Annotated in this window: 14 protein-coding genes and 1 tRNA gene; 13 read left to right on the top strand and 2 right to left on the bottom strand. The window is 70.2% G+C overall.

Annotation, left to right across the window (positions count from 1 at the left end):
* Positions 1–261 precede the first annotated feature (261 nt).
* Together IPJ61_RS01970 and IPJ61_RS01965 are read right to left on the bottom strand one after the other, a co-directional pair.
* The gene (locus tag IPJ61_RS01970; RefSeq protein ID WP_297102477.1) at positions 262–600 is read right to left on the bottom strand and encodes a cupin domain-containing protein; all 339 of its coding nucleotides are present in this window, start codon (positions 598–600) and stop codon (positions 262–264) included.
* A gap of 22 nt (positions 601–622) precedes the next feature.
* Complete coding sequence (locus IPJ61_RS01965; RefSeq protein WP_297102475.1) at positions 623–1,387, bottom strand: class I SAM-dependent methyltransferase; 765 nt, start codon at positions 1,385–1,387, stop codon at positions 623–625.
* 119 nt (positions 1,388–1,506) lie between these two features.
* Here IPJ61_RS01965 and IPJ61_RS01960 point away from each other — a divergent pair.
* From IPJ61_RS01960 to IPJ61_RS01900, 13 genes are all read left to right on the top strand, one after another.
* Positions 1,507–1,582: transfer RNA gene (locus IPJ61_RS01960), tRNA-Arg, on the top strand.
* A gap of 65 nt (positions 1,583–1,647) precedes the next feature.
* Positions 1,648–2,247 (top strand): hypothetical protein, encoded by a 600-nt coding sequence (locus IPJ61_RS01955; RefSeq protein ID WP_297102473.1) that lies wholly within the window; start codon positions 1,648–1,650, stop codon positions 2,245–2,247.
* Positions 2,244–2,951 carry a GNAT family N-acetyltransferase gene (locus tag IPJ61_RS01950; protein WP_297102471.1) on the top strand — a complete coding sequence of 236 codons (708 nt, stop codon included), beginning with the start codon at positions 2,244–2,246 and terminating at the stop codon, positions 2,949–2,951. The genes IPJ61_RS01955 and IPJ61_RS01950 overlap by 4 nt, the downstream gene beginning before the upstream one ends.
* Positions 2,952–2,971: 20 nt before the next feature.
* Entirely contained in the window at positions 2,972–3,745 is a 774-nt protein-coding gene (locus IPJ61_RS01945) for a cyclase family protein (RefSeq protein WP_297102469.1), read from the top strand.
* On the top strand, positions 3,742–5,532 hold the full coding sequence (locus tag IPJ61_RS01940; protein ID WP_297102467.1) for a thiamine pyrophosphate-binding protein: 1,791 nt from the start codon (positions 3,742–3,744) through the stop codon (positions 5,530–5,532). Before IPJ61_RS01945 ends, IPJ61_RS01940 begins: the two co-directional genes overlap by 4 nt.
* A 131-nt stretch (positions 5,533–5,663) precedes the next feature.
* On the top strand, positions 5,664–5,957 hold the full coding sequence (locus IPJ61_RS01935; protein WP_366505393.1) for a DUF2249 domain-containing protein: 294 nt from the start codon (positions 5,664–5,666) through the stop codon (positions 5,955–5,957).
* Positions 5,954–7,036 carry a hypothetical protein gene (locus tag IPJ61_RS01930; RefSeq protein WP_297102463.1) on the top strand — a complete coding sequence of 361 codons (1,083 nt, stop codon included), beginning with the start codon at positions 5,954–5,956 and terminating at the stop codon, positions 7,034–7,036. Before IPJ61_RS01935 ends, IPJ61_RS01930 begins: the two co-directional genes overlap by 4 nt.
* A complete protein-coding gene (locus IPJ61_RS01925; protein WP_297102461.1) occupies positions 7,033–9,705 on the top strand; it encodes a multicopper oxidase domain-containing protein in 2,673 nt (890 codons plus the stop codon). Before IPJ61_RS01930 ends, IPJ61_RS01925 begins: the two co-directional genes overlap by 4 nt.
* Positions 9,706–9,889: 184 nt before the next feature.
* On the top strand, positions 9,890–10,711 hold the full coding sequence (locus tag IPJ61_RS01920; protein WP_297102459.1) for a hypothetical protein: 822 nt from the start codon (positions 9,890–9,892) through the stop codon (positions 10,709–10,711).
* Between the two features lie 18 nt (positions 10,712–10,729).
* On the top strand, positions 10,730–12,091 hold the full coding sequence (locus IPJ61_RS01915) for an Ig-like domain-containing protein (protein WP_297102457.1): 1,362 nt from the start codon (positions 10,730–10,732) through the stop codon (positions 12,089–12,091).
* A 3-nt stretch (positions 12,092–12,094) separates the two neighbouring features.
* Complete coding sequence (fes, locus tag IPJ61_RS01910) at positions 12,095–13,345, top strand: enterochelin esterase (protein WP_297102454.1); 1,251 nt, start codon at positions 12,095–12,097, stop codon at positions 13,343–13,345.
* Positions 13,342–14,397: an iron-siderophore ABC transporter substrate-binding protein gene (locus tag IPJ61_RS01905; protein WP_297102452.1), complete on the top strand. Its 1,056-nt coding sequence runs from the start codon at positions 13,342–13,344 to the stop codon at positions 14,395–14,397. The genes fes and IPJ61_RS01905 overlap by 4 nt, the downstream gene beginning before the upstream one ends.
* A gap of 343 nt (positions 14,398–14,740) precedes the next feature.
* Entirely contained in the window at positions 14,741–16,141 is a 1,401-nt protein-coding gene (locus tag IPJ61_RS01900; protein ID WP_297102450.1) for a hypothetical protein, read from the top strand.
* Positions 16,142–16,143 lie beyond the last annotated feature (2 nt).

Below are 16,143 nucleotides of genomic sequence, written 5' to 3'. Positions count from 1 at the left end.
GAAGTTGTCCACAGTCTGGTGCTCGAATCGCTCGACAATTCCCTCCCTGCTTCCTCCATCGGATCAGTTCGTGACGCCTGCCTAAGGCCGTGACACCTGCGATACGTCGTGACGCCTGCCTTATCTGACGTGACAAGGCAGGCGTCTTGACGCAAGGCAGGCGTCTTCGGTCGGGGGCAGGCGTCACGGTACGGAAGGCAGGCGTCACGGTGGAACGCTGGCGTCGCGGAGCGGAAGGCAGCCTCAGCGGTGCGACGGTGGTCAGGCGTCGACGTCGACCATCACCAGTTGCATGTGGCACGGGCTGGTGGCGCGGAGGGCGTGTACCTCGCCGGGGGCCATGTAGAGGATGTCGCCGGGAGTGAGGTGGTGGGTGGTGCCGCTGAGGTCGAAGTCCATGGTGCCGCTGAGCAACGTCACCACCACGGCCCGGGGGCTGCTGTGCTCAGTCAGGAGCTGGCCTTCGTCGAAGGCGAAGTCGACGACGCGGAGCAGCGGGTTGTTGACCAGCACGCGTGATGTCGTCGCCTCCTTGGTGATGGGCAGGTCGTGCAGCACGTTCAGGACGGCGACGTTCTGGGCGGTCTCGGTGGATGCCATGGGTTCTCCTTGTGTGGTGTGGTCAGGGCTTGCGGGCGACGAGTGCAATCGCCGCGAGGTGGTCGGAGTGGGCGCGGAACACGGAGCGCATCGCACGGATGCGTGTCCGGGCCTCGGGGAAGCGGGCGACGTTGAGGGCGAACCGGGCCGCGCCGAGGAGACCCTCGTCTGCCACCAGGCGGCTGGGCTCGAGCAGCCGCATGGGGTTCGTCGATGTCCATTCGACGACGAGGCCGGCGTCTTCCAGCAATGCGACCCAGCCGGGCCGGGTGAGCGGCCGGGCGCCGACCTTGATGCCCCTCGACAGTGTGCGCGAGACGGTGGTCGCCACGTCCTCGGGGCACTCGTCGGGCACCAGGCTGAGTTCGTGGACGGCGTACCGGCCACCGGGAGCGAGTAGCCGCGCGGCCTCCGCGACGATCGCCCGCTTGGTGTGTTCGGGCTGCATCGTGAGCATCGCCTCGCCCAGGACGAGGTCGGCTTTCGCGTCGGGGAGGCCGGTGTCGGCCGCCGAGGCCTCGATCAGTCGTGTGTTCGGACGGTCGGCCAGGACGGCGCGGAGCTGTGGAGCGGCCTCGGGGTTCGGATCCACGCCGCAGTACGACGCCGGGTTGGCGTTCAGCAGAAGCTCCGCCGTGCGCCCGACGCCGGGCCCGAACTCGACGATCCGGTCCGACGTCACGGGCGCGGCCGCCTTCACCAACCGCTTTGTCAGCTCGATGCCGCCTGGGCGCAGCACGCGCTTGCCGAGCTTGGCCAGCACCCAATGCCCCTGCAGTCGTTTCATCTCGTTCATCGCGCCCCTTCATATTTAATACAAACTTCTTGTGATTTTAGGACGTCGGGTCGGGGCGTGTGCAGCCGGGGTCCGCTAGCACCTGGTCGGGCCGCTATCCTGTCCTGGTTGGCCCTGTAGCTCAGGGGATAGAGCAACGGTTTCCTAAACCGTGTGTCGGAAGTTCGAATCTTCCCAGGGTCGCCACTCCGGGCACCGACGACGGCGCTCCCGCGAGAGAGCCGACGGATCGCAGTCGGTAGGGTCGAGGCATGCAGACTTCCGCGAGGGGCACCCTCGACGCGTGGCAGGCCGTCCTGGTGGGCGTCGCAGGCGCCGTCGTCGGGCTCCTGCCCTGGGCGGTCGGCGACATGCGGCTTCCACTGCAGAACCTCTGGCGCGACATCACCCCGGCCGAGCAGATGCCGTTGGCGCTGCTGCCGTTCAGCCAGTATGCGGTGGCCGAGTTGGTCGCGATGATCGGCATCGGCTCCGTGATCGCCGGACTCGCCGCCCGGCGCTGGGCGCCTCGGTTGGGGAGCGCAGGGGTCCGCTGGGTGCGCGTCGGCGTCGTTCGTCTGCAGGGCATCGCCCTCGCCCAGACGGTCGCTGTCGTGCTCGGCGGACTACGCCCCGGCCTGGCGTCCTTCGCCTACGTGGGCAGGCTGACCGCCATCGTCGCGCTCGCCGTCCTGCTCGGGCTTCTCGCGTACGCGTTGGTCGCCGGCGCGTCGCCCGCCGAGCTGCTCGACGCCTTCCTCCGCACGGCCCGACAGACGCTGACAGCAGAGGCGCTGCGCGGCGTGGCCGTCGCGGCGGGCGTCGCCGCCGTCGGACTCGCGGCTCGGGCGCTGGTTGGGAGGCGCGCGTGAGCTCGCTGACTCCCGCGGCCCTCGTGGCCGGCGCCGAGCGGCTGCGCGACGGCGCCGCGGCCTGGTTCGGCGTCCGTCTCGAACCGCTCTCCGCGGCGCACGTTCCCGGCCTGACGGCGGTCACACACGACGGTGAGTTGTGGCGGAACCGCCTGACGTCGGTGCCCGAGCCGGACCGTGTGGCCGGCTATGTAGCCGCTGCGCTGGCCGCCCAGGAGCGCGGCGAACGCGTCCCGTTCGCGGTCCTCGACGACGACACGGGCGAGGTGATCGGCTGCACCAGCTACGCCGAGATCCTGCCCGCCGTGCGGCGCCTGGAGATCGGCTACACCTGGTACGCGGGGCGCGCCCAGCGCACGCACGTCAACACGTCGGCGAAGCTGCTGCTGCTCGCGCACGCGTTCGACGTGCTCGGATACCGCACGGTCGGCTGGCGCACGGACAACCTCAACACCACCAGCCAGCGCGCCATCGAGCGGCTCGGTGCGCAGCGCGACGGCGTGATCCGCGGCCAGCAGCTGCGCCGCGACGGCACCGTCCGCGACACCGTTCTGTACTCCCTGACCGGCGACGAGTGGCCGCCCTGCCGCGACCGCCTGATCGGGCGCCTCGCCGAGCACTCCGCCGGCGAGCCGAGCTCGTCGGGCGGGGATTCTGGGACGCGGCCCGGGGGAGCGCGGCGCGTGCCAGAATCCGGGAACTGACTACGCCGAAGGAGCCACCGATGTCCGTTCTCGCCCCGCTTGTTGCAGCCCTCGCCGATGGCTCCGTCGAGGTGATCGATCTCACCAGCCCGCTCAGCCCCGACACCGTCATCCTCGAGCTCCCCGCGCCGTTCGCCAACACCAAGGGGCTCAGCTCCTCGCCGGTGTCGAACTTCGACGACGCGGGCCCGGCCTGGGCGTGGAACGACCTGTCGGTCGGCGAGCATGCCGGCACGCACCTCGACGCGCCCATCCACTGGATCACCGGCAAGGATGGCAACTCTGTCGACCGCATCGCGCCGTCGCGGCTCGTGGGGCCCGCCGTGGTGATCGACAAGACCGCGGAGGTCGCCGACGACCCCGACTTCGCCCTCGCGCCCGCGGACTTCGAGGCATGGATCGCCGAGAACGGCGACCTGCCTGACGGCTGCTGGGTGCTGTTCCGTACCGGCTGGTCCGCTCGATCCGGCAGCAAGGAGACCTTCCTCAACGCCGACGACGCCGGCCCGCACACCCCGGGAATCACGGCGGAGGGCGCGAAGTGGCTCGCCGACAACCGGCGCGTCGTCGGCTACGGCGTCGAGACCGTCGGCATCGACTCCGGACAGGCGGGCGGGTTCGAGCCGCCGTTCCCCGCGCACCACTTCCTGCTCGGCGCCGACACCTACGGCCTGACCTCCCTGCAGAACCTCGATCGGCTGCCGGTGACCGGGGCGACGATCGTCGTCGCGCCCCTGCCGATCGTCGGCGGCACCGGATCGCCCACGCGCGTCTTCGCGCTCGTCGAACGGTGAGCGGCGCGGCACCAGATCATGTCGCGCCGGAGGCGGGGGAGCGCGGCGCGCTGACCGTTGCCGAGGTCGTCGGCGCGACCCTGGCCGGGCTCGGCGTCGGGCACGCGTTCGGCGTCGTCGGCTCCGGCAACTTCGCGCTCGTCCGGGCGTTGCGCGCGCACGGCGTCCCCTACACCGCGGCCCGGCATGAGGGAGGCGCCGCGACGATGGCCGACGCCTACGCGCGTGTCTCCGGTGAGCTCGCGGTCGTCACCACGCACCAAGGCTGCGGCTTCACCAACGCGCTGACGGGCATCGCGGAGGCGGCCAAGTCGCGCACGCCGCTGATCGTGCTGACGGCCGACGCCCCACCGTCGGCGCGGTTCAACAACTTCCGCATCGACCAGGACGCCGCCGCCCGAGCCGTCGGTGCCGTCGCGGAGCGCGTCTACTCGGCGTCGACGGCGGCAGCGGACGCGGCGCGCGCCTGGACGGTCGCCGTCCGCGACCGGCGCACCGTCGTCCTGAGTGTGCCGATCGATTTGCTTGCCCTCGTTGTTGTCGGTTCTGTGGGGATGGTCTCTGACGCTTCGACGCGGTCACGGCCGACTTCGTCGGCGCGCCCGGCTCAACGACCGGAAACCAGCCCTGCTCAGCGGACCGTTCGGCCGTCCGCGGAGGCGGCACGTGCGCTGGCGGAGGTGCTCGCCGGCGCGGAGCGACCCGTGTTCATCGCCGGACGGGGGGCGCGTGACGCCGGGGTGCAGATCGTGCGACTCGCCGAGTGCTGTGGCGCGTTGCTGGCGACGTCCGCCGTCGTCAAGGGCCTTTTTCGAGAGGAAGAGGTAGACCTCGGTATCTCCGGCGGCTTCTCGACCCCGCTCGCGGCGGAACTCATCGCAGGCGCCGATGTCGTCGTTGGCTTCGGCTGCGCGCTGAACAACTGGACGACCCGCCACGGCCGGCTGATCGGCCCGGACGCGACGCTCATCCAGGTCGACACCGATCCGCTCGCCATCGGCGCGCACCGCCCCGTCGACCTCGGTGTCGTCGGCGACTGCACCCTCGCCGCCGACGACGTCGCCGCACTCCTGGAGCGGCAGGCGGTGGCCGATCTGCCCGGGGGAGGGGAGCCGGTTCGCGGCTATCGCACCCCGGACGTGCTGGCGCGGATCGCCGCGGAACGGCGCTGGAGAGACGTGCCGTTCGAGCCGTTGGACGAGCCCGGCCGCATCGACCCGCGCACGGTCACCATCGCGCTCGACGACGCCCTCCCCGCCGAGCGCCTCGTCGCCGTCGACAGCGGCAACTTCATGGGCTACCCGAGTCAGTTCCTGGACGTGCCCGACGCGGCGGGCTTCTGCTTCACCCAGGCGTTCCAGTCGATCGGGCTGGGGCTCGCGACGGCGATCGGCGCCGCCGCCGCGCGGCCGGACCGGGTCCCCGTGCTGGGAACGGGGGACGGCGGCTTCCACATGGCCATCGCCGATCTCGAGACCGCGGTGAGGCTCCGCCTCCCGCTCGTCGTCCTCGTCTACAACGACGCCAGCTACTCCGCGGAGGTCCACCACTTCGGCGAGCCGGATCCCGCGGTCGTCTTCCCGGACACGGACCTCGCGGCCATCGCGCGAGGCTTCGGCGCCGACGGCGTGACCGTCCGCGGCGTCGACGACCTGCCCGGAATGGTCGCCGCCGTCCGGGAGTGTGTCGCGCGCCCCCGCCAGGAGGTCCGCCCGCTGGTGATCGACGCGAAGATCGCCTCCGATGGCGGCAGCTGGTGGCTCGCGGAGGCTTTTCGCGCCCACTGACCTTGTGGTGATCGCGGAGGAGTTCACCTCCCTCCTAAGGACGAGGGCGTAGTCCGGCTCGACGAGCGGTGTGCCTGGCCCAGGGAGTGGTAGATGACCCCGGAGGATTATCCAATTTTCTTGGGAGTAACATCCCCGATGTGACTGATCTGAACCTCACCCCCACGTCCGCCTGCGGTTGCGGAGGGCACGACGAATCCCTTCCCGAACTCGACGCCCGCGTGATCCCGCACGCCATCCGGCACGCCGCCATCCACGGCGTCGTCGACACCCTGCAGCCCGGTGCAGCGTTCGTGCTCGTTGCCCCGCACGACCCGATTCCGCTGCTGCGCCAGATCACGGAGCGCAACGGCGAGTCCGTGACCGTCGACTACGTCCAGCGCGGTCCGGAGGCCTGGAAGCTCAAGGTCGCGCGCGTCGCGTGAACGAAACCGCCCGGCCGTGGCGGATCGCGCTCATCGCGCTGGCCGGAGTGTCGCTCATGGCCGGGCTCAACGCGGGACTGTTGCGCCTCGGGGTCTGGGCGCCCGTCGCATCTGACCGCATCGCCGACCTGCACGGGCCCGTCATGGTGCTCGGCTTCATGGGCACCCTCATCTCACTGGAGCGCGCGCAGGCGATGCGCAACTCACTCGCGTACGTCGTCCCGGCGCTGCTCGGCGGCGGCTCGCTCGCGTTGCTCGCGGGAGTCCCGACGGCGCTCGGTAAGCTCATCCTGCTCGACGGCGCCCTCGGCTTCGTCGTCCTCGCCCTCGCGCTGTGGCGTCGGGCGCCGCTCGCCTTGGTCGCGGCCCAGGCCCTTGCGGCGCTGCTGCTCGCGCTCGCCGCGGGGCTGTGGCTCGTCGTCGACGTCGCGACGATCATCCCGCTGTTGGCCGGCTTCGTCGTCGTCACCATCGCCTCGGAGCGCGCCGAGCTCGCGCAGCTCACCATGGGGCGGCGTGCCGTGCCGACGCTGCTCGCGCTCGGCGCCCTGCTCGCGGTGGCGGCGGCCCTCAGCCCCGCGGTTCCCGCCGTCGGGTATCGCCTCTTCGGCCTCGGCTGCGTGTGCGTTGCCCTCTGGCTCCTGCGCGACGATGTCGGCCGCCGAATGATCCGCACCTCCGGGCTGCGTCGGTTCAACGCCGCGGCGCTGCTGGCGGGCAACGTGTGGCTCGGCCTCGCCGGGTTGATCTGGATGATCGGCGGCCAACCGACCACCTCCGGCGCGTACGACGCCGCCATCCATGGCGTCTTCCTCGGGTTTGGCGTGTCCATGATCATGGCCCACGCGCCGATCATCTTTCCCGCCGTCCTCGGCCGCCCCCTTCCGTACCACCCCCTCATGTGGCTCCCGCTCGGCCTGCTTAACTTGGGCCTGATCGTCCGCGTCGTCGGCGACCTCGCCGGCCTCACCGTCGCCTACAAGACAGGAGGCACGCTCACCGTGCTCGCCGTCCTCGCCTTCGCCGTCACCGTGATCGGCGTCGTCACCACCGCCCGACGCGACAGGGTCGCGGCATGACGAGCATCGGGCAGGAGAACGACGGCGCCGCGGCGGCGAGCGGTCGACCGACGCAGGGCGGACGTCCCGGTCAGGGCGCGCGGCGGAAGAGGTCGCTCCGCGACTACATGGTGGTGCTGTGGTTCGTCGCGGCCATCGTCGTCTCGCTCGTCCACCGCTGGGTTCCCGAGTCAACCTGGCTGATGGTCCACCTCATCGCGCTGGGCGCGATCACGCACTCCATCATGGTGTGGAGCGCGCACTTCACCGCCGCGCTGCTGAAGAGCAGGGCCGACGACGACACTCGCCGCCGCGCCGACGTCAGGCTGGCAGCGCTCGCCGTCGGCTCTGTCCTCGTCTTCGTCGGCGTTCCGACCGCTCTGTGGGGACTCGTCGTCGCCGGCGCGACCTTGGTGTCGGCTGCTGTGCTGTGGCACGCCGCCGTGCTCGTTCGCGACCTCAAGCGGGCGCTGCCCGGGCGCTTCCGCATCTGCATCCGCTACTACATTTCCGCGGCCGTCACCGTGCCCGTCGGCGCGGGCTTCGGCGCCGCACTCGCCCTCGGCCTCGGTGACCGCTGGCACGCGAATCTGCTCGTCGCGCATACCATGACGATGCTGCTGGGCTGGGTGGGGCTGACGGTCGTCGGCACGCTCGTCACGTTCTGGCCCACGGTGCTGCGGACCCGCATGGACGACCGCGCCGAGCGCCTCGCTCGTCAAGCGCTCCCCATCCTGCTGATCTCGTTGGGCCTTGTCGTCGCGGGATCGCTGCTCGACATGCGCCCGGCCGCCGCGGCCGGCATCGGCTTCTACACCGTCGGGCTGATCTGGTTCGGCCGGTGCCTTGTCGCGCCGCTGCGCCAGCACCCGCCGCGCGAGTTCGCGGCCGCGTCCATCCTGGCTGGGGCGGTGTGGGCCAGTGTCGCGCTCGTGATGACCGCGGCGCACGTCGCGTTCTCCGACGACATCGCGCTGGCCACGGACTATCCCCTCCTCGCCAGCGTCTGGGTCGTCGGCTTCCTGCTGCAACTGCTCACCGGCGCGCTGTCGTACCTCCTGCCTTCCGTGCTGGGCGGCGGCCCGCGCGTCGTCCGTGCCGCCGCGCGCTACTTCGACCGCTGGGCCGCCGGGCGCCTCGTTGTCATCAATGGCGGCCTCGCGCTGTGGCTCCTACCCCTGCCGAGTTGGGCGAAGGTGACGGTGTCGACGGCGGTGCTCGTGGCGCTCGCGCTGTTCCTTCCGCTCATGATCCGCGGCATCCGCGCCTCCGTCGCGGAGCGCCGACGCGCGGCGGCGGGGGAGCCCGCGGGTCCTGTCGAGCGGCCCAACGCGCTCACCGGCAGTGGCGTCGTCGCGGGCGTCGCGGCCCTCGCCGTGGCGCTCTCGGTCGGGTTCGGCATCGACCCCGCCGCCGCGGGACTCGGGGGATCGACGCCGCCAGCGGCCGTCGCGCCGACGGGGGAGACGGTCCGCGTCGAGATCGAGGTGCATGACATGCGCTTCGTCCCCGCCAGCGTCGAGGTGAACCCCGGCGACCACGTCGTCCTCGTCCTCACCAACCACGACGAGCGGAACTACCACGACCTGCAGGTCGGCGGCCAGCGCACGCCTCGCCTGAAGACGGGCGAGACCGCCGAGCTCGACCTCGGTGTCGTCGGTGAGAGCATCCAAGGCTGGTGCACCGTCGCGGGGCACCGCCAGATGGGCATGGTGTTCGATGTCATCGTCGACGGCGAGGCCGCGCCCGCGCCTGCCCCGTCGACCGGAGGTCACGACCACGGCACCGTGACCGGGGACCCGGACGCGAAGCTCTCCCACATCGTTGATCCCGTGGCCCCCGCGCTCACGGACGACAAGGTCAAGCGCTACGAGTTCCGTGTCACTGAGGTGCCGCTCGAGGTGGCGCCCGGGGTCTGGCAGAAGCGGTGGACGTTCAACGGCCAAGGGGTGGGGCCGACGCTGCGCGGGCGTGTCGGCGATGTCTTCGAGATCACGCTGATCAACGACGGCACCATGGGGCACTCGATCGACTTCCACGCCGGCGCCGTCGCTCCCGACGCGCCGATGCGCACCATCGCGCCCGGCGAGACGCTGATCTATCGGTTCACGGCTGAGCGCGCGGGCGTGTGGATGTACCACTGCTCGACCATGCCGATGAGCGCCCACATCGCCGCGGGCATGCACGGCGCGGTGATCATCGAGCCGGAGGAGGGCCTCCCGAAGGTGGACCGCGAGTACGTGCTCGTGCAGTCCGAGGTCTACACCACCGACGCGCGCGCACCCGAGGACGCGGAAGAGGTGCCGACGGAGCGGATCGCCACCGACCCGCCGGACCGTGTGGTGTTCAACGGCGTGGCCAACCAGTACGACCAGCAGATGTTCGCGGCGCGGGTCGGCGAGAGGGTGCGGTTCTTCGTCCTCGACGCCGGCCCGAACCGGGCGTCGTCGTTCCACATCGTCGGTGGCCAGTTCGACACCGTGTACCGCGAGGGCGGCTATCTGCTGAAGGATCGCACCGATCCCTTCGGGACGAAGGGTGGGGGCGCCCAGGCCCTCGCGCTGCAGCCCGCGGAGGGCGGTTTCGTCGAGCTGACGTTCACCGAGCCCGGCCACTACTCGGCGGTGAGCCACGTGATGTCCGACGCCGAGCGCGGCGCCCACGGCGTCGTCCATGTCACCGTTCCTTGAGCCGCCGCACTTTTGCGGTGTCGGGCGCCGCGGACCAGGGGGCGACGCTGCGTGCCGAAGGGCGGACGGGTTTGCATCGCATATTTTGACACCCGTATGCTTTCGATATTAAGGGTTAGGCAAGCCTGGCCATATCGATATGCGAGCCCGCGGCCTGCGTCGCGGGCTGATTGTGGGAGTACCTATGCGTCTGAACGAGAAGAATCGTCAGCGAAGGAAGGATGCCGCGCTGCTGCTCGCCGTGGCCCTCGCCATCGGAACCGGATGGGGAGCGCTCACGGCATCTGCTGACGACGCCCTCCTCGACTCCATCACCCCGGTGACACTGACAGGGGCGTCCTACGGGCCGATCGACCCGCCCCAGTCGTACACCGTCAGCGCGCCCAATGCGATGGTCAAGGGCAAGCCCATCGTCATCACGGGCACCGGTTATCTCGCCACTGACAAGAAGACCGGCTCGGTTGCCAACTTCATGCTCGACGCGACCTTCTCGGGCGACCCGAACACGCTCTACACCACGCGTGCGGTCAGGAACCCGGTGAATGGCGAGGTCTTCGCGGATAAGCGCTCCCATGGGCTCGTGCAGGCCAAGGCCGACGGCACCTGGCGGATGGAGATCCCTTGGCCGAATGAGACCAACACCGTGGCCAACGGGGACCAGGCGCCGCGGAACGCGGCGTTCTTCGCAACTAACTGGAAGGCCGGCACCGTCCACACCGTGCGGATCCTGACGGGATCGATGCTCACCAACCCGCCGGACTACCAGCGCGGCATCAGCGTGAGCTTCACCGTCGTAGACAAGGCTGTCGGACCCATCGCGAAGGACCCGCAGATCGCTCTGAGCCGCACGACGGTGGAGCAGGGCGACCATGCATGGTTCGACCTCTCCAACCAGACCCCCGGCAGTACCGTGAAGACGGAGCTGATCGACGCTGCGAACAAGGCTGTCGCGAGCGCGACGTTCCAGATCGGCGCTGACGGCAGGATCGTCAACTCCGACGAATAGACCTACCAGCGTGTGACGGTGCCCCGGACCGCCGCGCCCGGGCAATACCGGGTGCGGGTCGTCTCCGGCAGCGTCGTGCGTGTGACCAGCCCCGCGTTCTCCGTCGCGGCGGCGACCACGCGCGTCTACAACCCGGGGGACCACGCGGGTGGCACCGAGGACCTGCTCGTGCAGCAGAGGGGATCGTGGACCTTCCGCGCCACGGCCTTCGCGCCCAACGGCACGCTGCGGGCCACGGCCGTGATCGGCGGCAAGACCGTCACTCTTGGCGGCATTGGCCAGGTTGGCGACGGGTGGAAGCTCGACGCCAAGGGCGACGTCGGCTTGACCGACTACGTGCGCCTCACGCTGCCCGCGGATGCCCCCATCGGACAGCTCAAGGTTGCCTTCACCGATGGCTCGAAGAGCGTTACGCGGACCCTCGCCGTCGAGGGCGCGGCCGTTGCCGCGTCGGTCCAGGTGGGCGCCACTGTCGAGATCGGCGGAACGATCCGGATCACCGGCAAGGGATTCGTCCACCCGACCCACGCCACCCAGGGCTCGCGGATCGCGGTGAAGATCGACGATGGCGCGTACTCTCGCCTCGACGACAAGGTCCACAGCAACCGGACCGTCTGGTACGTCATCGACGCGAAGAAGGACGGCACGTTCGAGGTGGACATGCCGCTCCCCGACGGCACGAAGAGCGGGCCCAACGGCTCGGACCCCGCCTTCGCGGCCGGGACGCACGCGCTGCGCTTCCTGACCGGTTCTCTGCTTGCCGGCGACACCTCGCGCACGGTGAAGTCGACGGACTTCACTGTCATGAAGAAGAACCTCACGTCTACGCCGACGCCGACGATCTCGGGTACCAAGAAGGTCGGCAAGACCCTCAAGGCGACCGTGAAGACGTGGCAGCCGACGAAGGTCACGGTCAAGTACCAGTGGCTGCGCGACGGCAAGGCCATCAGCAAGGCGACCACGTCGAGCTACAAGCTGACGAAGGCCGACGCGGGCAAGAAGGTCTCGGTCAAGGTCACCGGATCCAAGTCCGGGTACACGACGGTGTCGAAGACGTCGAAGACGGTCACCGTCGCGAAGGTCGTCTCGACGGTCAAGGTCACGGTTCCGAAGTCGGTGAAGAAGGGCACGCAGGCCACCATCAAGGTGACCGTTTCCGCGGCGACCTCGAAGCCCACCGGCAAGGTCACCGTCACGGTCAACGGCAAGAAGGTCGCCAAGACGGTCAAGGCGTCCGCGAAGGGCAAGGTGTCGATCAAGCTGCCGAAGATCAGCAAGGCGGGTTCGTACAAGGTCAAGGCCTCGTTCGCGCCGTCGGGCTCCACGGCCAAGTCGACCGCGAAGTCGACGACGGTCACCAAGACCCTCAAGGTCACCTAACTGATGAGAGTCGCCCCCCGCCCCCCGAAGGTGCCCCGCCCGGAGACAGCCCCGCTGGCCGAGGGCGGGGTTCCCCGCGCGTTGGCGCTGCGCCTCGACGTCGTCGGGGGCCCCACCACCGCGGCGGGCCGCGAGGTCCTCGCCGACTTCTGGGCCCACGCCGTCTCCCCGGTCCTCGCGCCCGACGAGGACGGCAGCGTCCTCGTCACCTTCCTCTGGCGCGATGCCGACGCCGACCGCGTGCTGCTCTTCGTCAACCGGCTGACCGACGAGCGTGACCTCAGCTCCAGTTGGATGCGACGGGTCGAGGGTACCGACGTCTGGCACCTCACTTATCGCATGGCGCCGGACTGGCGTGCCTCGTATGCGTTCCTTCCGCAGGCCGACAGCCTCGACGAGGCGGATCTGCCCGGCATCCGCCAGGCCCTCGACCATGGCCTCGCCGACCCGCTCAACCCGGAGACGTGCCGGAACCGCGGCGGAACCGTGATGTCGGTCGTCGCCCTGTCCGAGGCTCCCGCGCAGCCGTGGGCGGCGCGTCGCGAGGACGTCGCGGAGCGTGGCGACGTCACCTGCGCGGAGGGGCCTAACGGCCGCCGCGTCTGGACCTATGTGCCGCCCGGGGCGCCCGCGGACGAGCCGCTTCCCGTCGTGCTCCTGCTCGACGGCGAGGTCTGGGTCTCAAGTCTCGATCTGGCCACAACCATGGACAACCTCCTCGCCGACGGGGCCGTCCGCCCTGCGTACCTCGTGATGCTCGACTCGGGCGGCCCCGCGACGCGACGCGACGAGATGACCCGCCCGGACGAGGTCGCCGCGTTCGTCGCCCTCGAACTCCTGCCCTGGGCGCGCGCCCGCCGGCCGATCAGCGACCGCCGCGAGGACGTGCTCGTCTCCGGAGTGAGTCTCGGCGGGCTCGTCGCCCTGTGGACGGCGATCGCCCACGCGGACGTCGTGGGCGGCGCCATCGCGCACTCTCCCTCGCTCTGGGTCGATGATCTCTCCACCCTGCTCGACGGCGCGGACCTCGGCGGGACGCGGATCCATCAGGAGGTGGGCACCCGGGAGTGGGTGCTGCTCGCGCCCAACCGGGAGCTGGCGGGCCGCCTCGCCCGCGCCGGAGCCGACACCACTTTCGTCGAGTACAACGGCGGCCACGACTACGCGTGCTGGCGCGGCGGAGTGGCCGACGGACTGGCGAACCTGCTCGCACCACACGACAGCGGGCCCATCCCGCCGAAGGGAAGACCGTGACTACCTCTTGGCGAGTTCTCGCCTGCGCAACCCTCGCGCTCGCCCTGGCGGCCTGCGGCGGCGCGCCCGCCGCGCCCCCTGGCGGGCCGACGTCGACGCCTCCGCCCTCCGCGGGAGGAGCCGTCGCGAGCGGACTGCCGGGGATCGCCGACGGCACCCCCGTGCGCGTGATCGAGGACGTCGACCGCAAGCCGATCACGGTGCCCGCCGACCCGCAGCGGGTCGTGACGCTCTCGGAGCCCACGCTCGATGGCGCCCTCGCGCTCGGCGTGAAGCCCGTCGGTTCGGTCAACGGCCGCGGCCAGAGCACCATGCCCAACTACCTGATCGACCTCGCGGACGGCATCCCCACCGTCGGCACCGTCGCCCAGTTCAACTTCGAGGCGATCGCGCAGCTCAAGCCCGACCTGATTCTCACCTACGCGTCCGGCGGCAACAACCCCGAGTCCGTGGCCATCCTGGAGCAGATCGCGCCGGTGTACTTCGTCGGCTACGCCGGGGCCGACTGGCGCGCCACGTTCGCCAACGTCGCCAACTCCCTCAACAAGGCGGACGAAGGCGCGGCGCTCCTTGGGGATTTCGACGCCTATGCCGACGGCGTGAAGACCAAGCTGTACGCGGCGGGCTTCGAGGACAAGACGTTCTCCATCGTCCGCTGGCAGGGGTCCAACGCGTCGCTGATCCTGAAGGACCTGCCGCCGGGCATGGCGCTGGAGACCATCGGGCTGAAGCGCCCGCCCGCGCAGGACAAGGAGGGGCGCGGCCATTCCGAGCCCATCTCGCTGGAGAACCTGTCCGACGCGGACGCCGACTACATGTTCTTCGGCACCCTCGGCGGATCCAGCGTCGGCAACCCCGACGCAGGCGGCACCGCCGACGTCACCGGCGCCGAGAAGGCCTATGCGGAGGCCGAAGGCGTGCCCGGCTTCCGCGAGCTGAAGGCCTATCGCGACGACCACGTGATCCTGGTCGACGGATCGCTCTGGACCTCCACCGGAGGCCCCATCCTCATGCGCCGCATCATCGAGTTCGTAGAGAAGGAATTGTTGTGACCAGCCCGACCGTGCTGTCCCGCCCACTCCACGCCCTTGCCGGCATCGTGCTGGCCGCCGGCCTGCTCCTGCAGCCTGGCCTCGCCGCCGCGGACACCGATACCGGCGAGACGACGACCTACACGCACATCAGCGGCGTGACCGCCACCTATACCCCGAAGGCCGAGCCGGGGAAGCCGTTGCGGGTCACCGGCACCGGGTGGCTCGCCAAGCCCGATCGCACCGAGGAAGGGGAGAGGGGCTCAGTGATCGGCATCAAGCTGATCGACGACAAGATCGGCCAGCTGCAGCGGACCTCGCTCGTCGAGAACCCGCGCCTCAACCTGCCATCCAGAACAACACGGTGTGGGGTGCGGTGTGGGCCGACGACGAGGGCAACTTCGAGATCGAGCTCGACTGGCCGAGCGCGGGCAACGCCGTCGTCGACCCTGCCTGGAAGGCAGGTGACAGCTTCGACCTGCAGCTGCTCACAGGCACCCTCTACAGCGACCAGGCAGGCGTCGACCCCACTGAGCGCCCCGACGTGTCGCGCACCATGGCGCTGCGGATCACCGTCGCCGGCGATCCGCCGGAGCCGGAGCCGGAGCCGACCGATCCCGAGGAGCCCGCAGAGCCGGAGGAGCCCGTCGACCCGGCCCCGGACAACGAGTCGGTGAGCGTCACCACGTGCCTGTCCGCCTACGGCCCCCGCGAGAAGGACAGGAAGGTGAAGTACTGCTTCCGGGGGCCCGAGAAGATCGTCCACGGCAAGCCGATCGTACTCAAGGGGGTCAGCGGCTATCTGGCCACTGACGACAAGACCGGCTCCGTCGTGAACTTCTTCCTTGATGCAGAGACCTCCGGCGATCCGAACACGGTCTACTCGAAGCGAGACCTGACCAACCCCGCGACGGGTAAGAAGGTCACGGACAAGCGCAGCCACGCGGTGGTGCAGGCGCGTCCCGACGGCACGTGGACCGCAACCATCCCGTGGCCCACCACGAAGAACACGACGCTCACCAAGGCCGAGATCGACAAGCGGTTCGCGCCTGGCACGCTGCACTCGATCCGCATCTTGACGGGCTCGTTGCTCACAGAACCGGCGGACCGGCAGCGCGGCGCCTCGCTGTACTTCGCCGTCGTGAAGAGCCTGAGCGACGAGGTCGACGTGCCGAAGCCACCTGTCGAGGAGGAGCCCGACGTGCCGAAGGTGCCGTCCGGCGCCACATGCAAGGCCAAGCCGTCGGACTACGCGTTCGAGCTCGCCCCCGGCATGAAGACCCCCGCGGCCAACGTCGGCGGCACCATCCGCCTGCGCGGGACGAAGTGGTGCAACCTCGTGGGCGGCGGATCGCTGATTGCGATCAAGATCAACGCGGGCGGCTACCAGCACCTCCCGACGGCGACCGCCGCCCACTTCGACGCCAACCGCGGCCGCGAGGTCGGGGCGTCTCCGGCGACGATCAGTAAGACGAACAAGACCATCTGGTACGTCATCGAGGCCGACAAGCGCGGCTCGTTCGACGTCGAGATCCCCCTGCCGACACGGAAGAACTCCCAGCCCACCTTCGGCGAGTGGGCGTACACGCTGCAGCTGCTGACCCGCACCCTCAGCGCGGATCCGTACTACAAGGGCAAGCGGCCGGACCCCTCCCGAAGCGTCGTCACGCCCGAGTTCACCGTCGTCGCGGAGGGCAAGAAGCTGACGGGCGTCGCGCCCGGCAAAGCCGAAGGCCGCCCCGGACCCGCTCCACGCCACCGATGACC

The sequence above is a fragment of the Tessaracoccus sp. genome, from assembly GCF_016714275.1.
GTDB lineage: Bacteria > Actinomycetota > Actinomycetes > Propionibacteriales > Propionibacteriaceae > Arachnia.
Note: the sequence above shows the minus strand (reverse complement) of the source record. Positions and strands in the feature narration are given on the sequence as shown.

Bases quoted from the DNA above. Each gene is read 5' to 3' on its own strand.
- IPJ61_RS01970 (WP_297102477.1), bottom strand. From the start codon at position 600: ATGGCATCCACCGAGACCGCCCAGAACGTCGCCGTCCTGAACGTGCTG.
- IPJ61_RS01965 (WP_297102475.1), bottom strand. From the start codon at position 1,387: ATGAAACGACTGCAGGGGCATTGGGTGCTGGCCAAGCTCGGCAAGCGC.
- IPJ61_RS01955 (WP_297102473.1), top strand. From the start codon at position 1,648: ATGCAGACTTCCGCGAGGGGCACCCTCGACGCGTGGCAGGCCGTCCTG.
- IPJ61_RS01945 (WP_297102469.1), top strand. From the start codon at position 2,972: ATGTCCGTTCTCGCCCCGCTTGTTGCAGCCCTCGCCGATGGCTCCGTC.
- IPJ61_RS01925 (WP_297102461.1), top strand. From the start codon at position 7,033: ATGACGAGCATCGGGCAGGAGAACGACGGCGCCGCGGCGGCGAGCGGT.
- IPJ61_RS01920 (WP_297102459.1), top strand. From the start codon at position 9,890: ATGCGTCTGAACGAGAAGAATCGTCAGCGAAGGAAGGATGCCGCGCTG.
- fes (WP_297102454.1), top strand. From the start codon at position 12,095: ATGAGAGTCGCCCCCCGCCCCCCGAAGGTGCCCCGCCCGGAGACAGCC.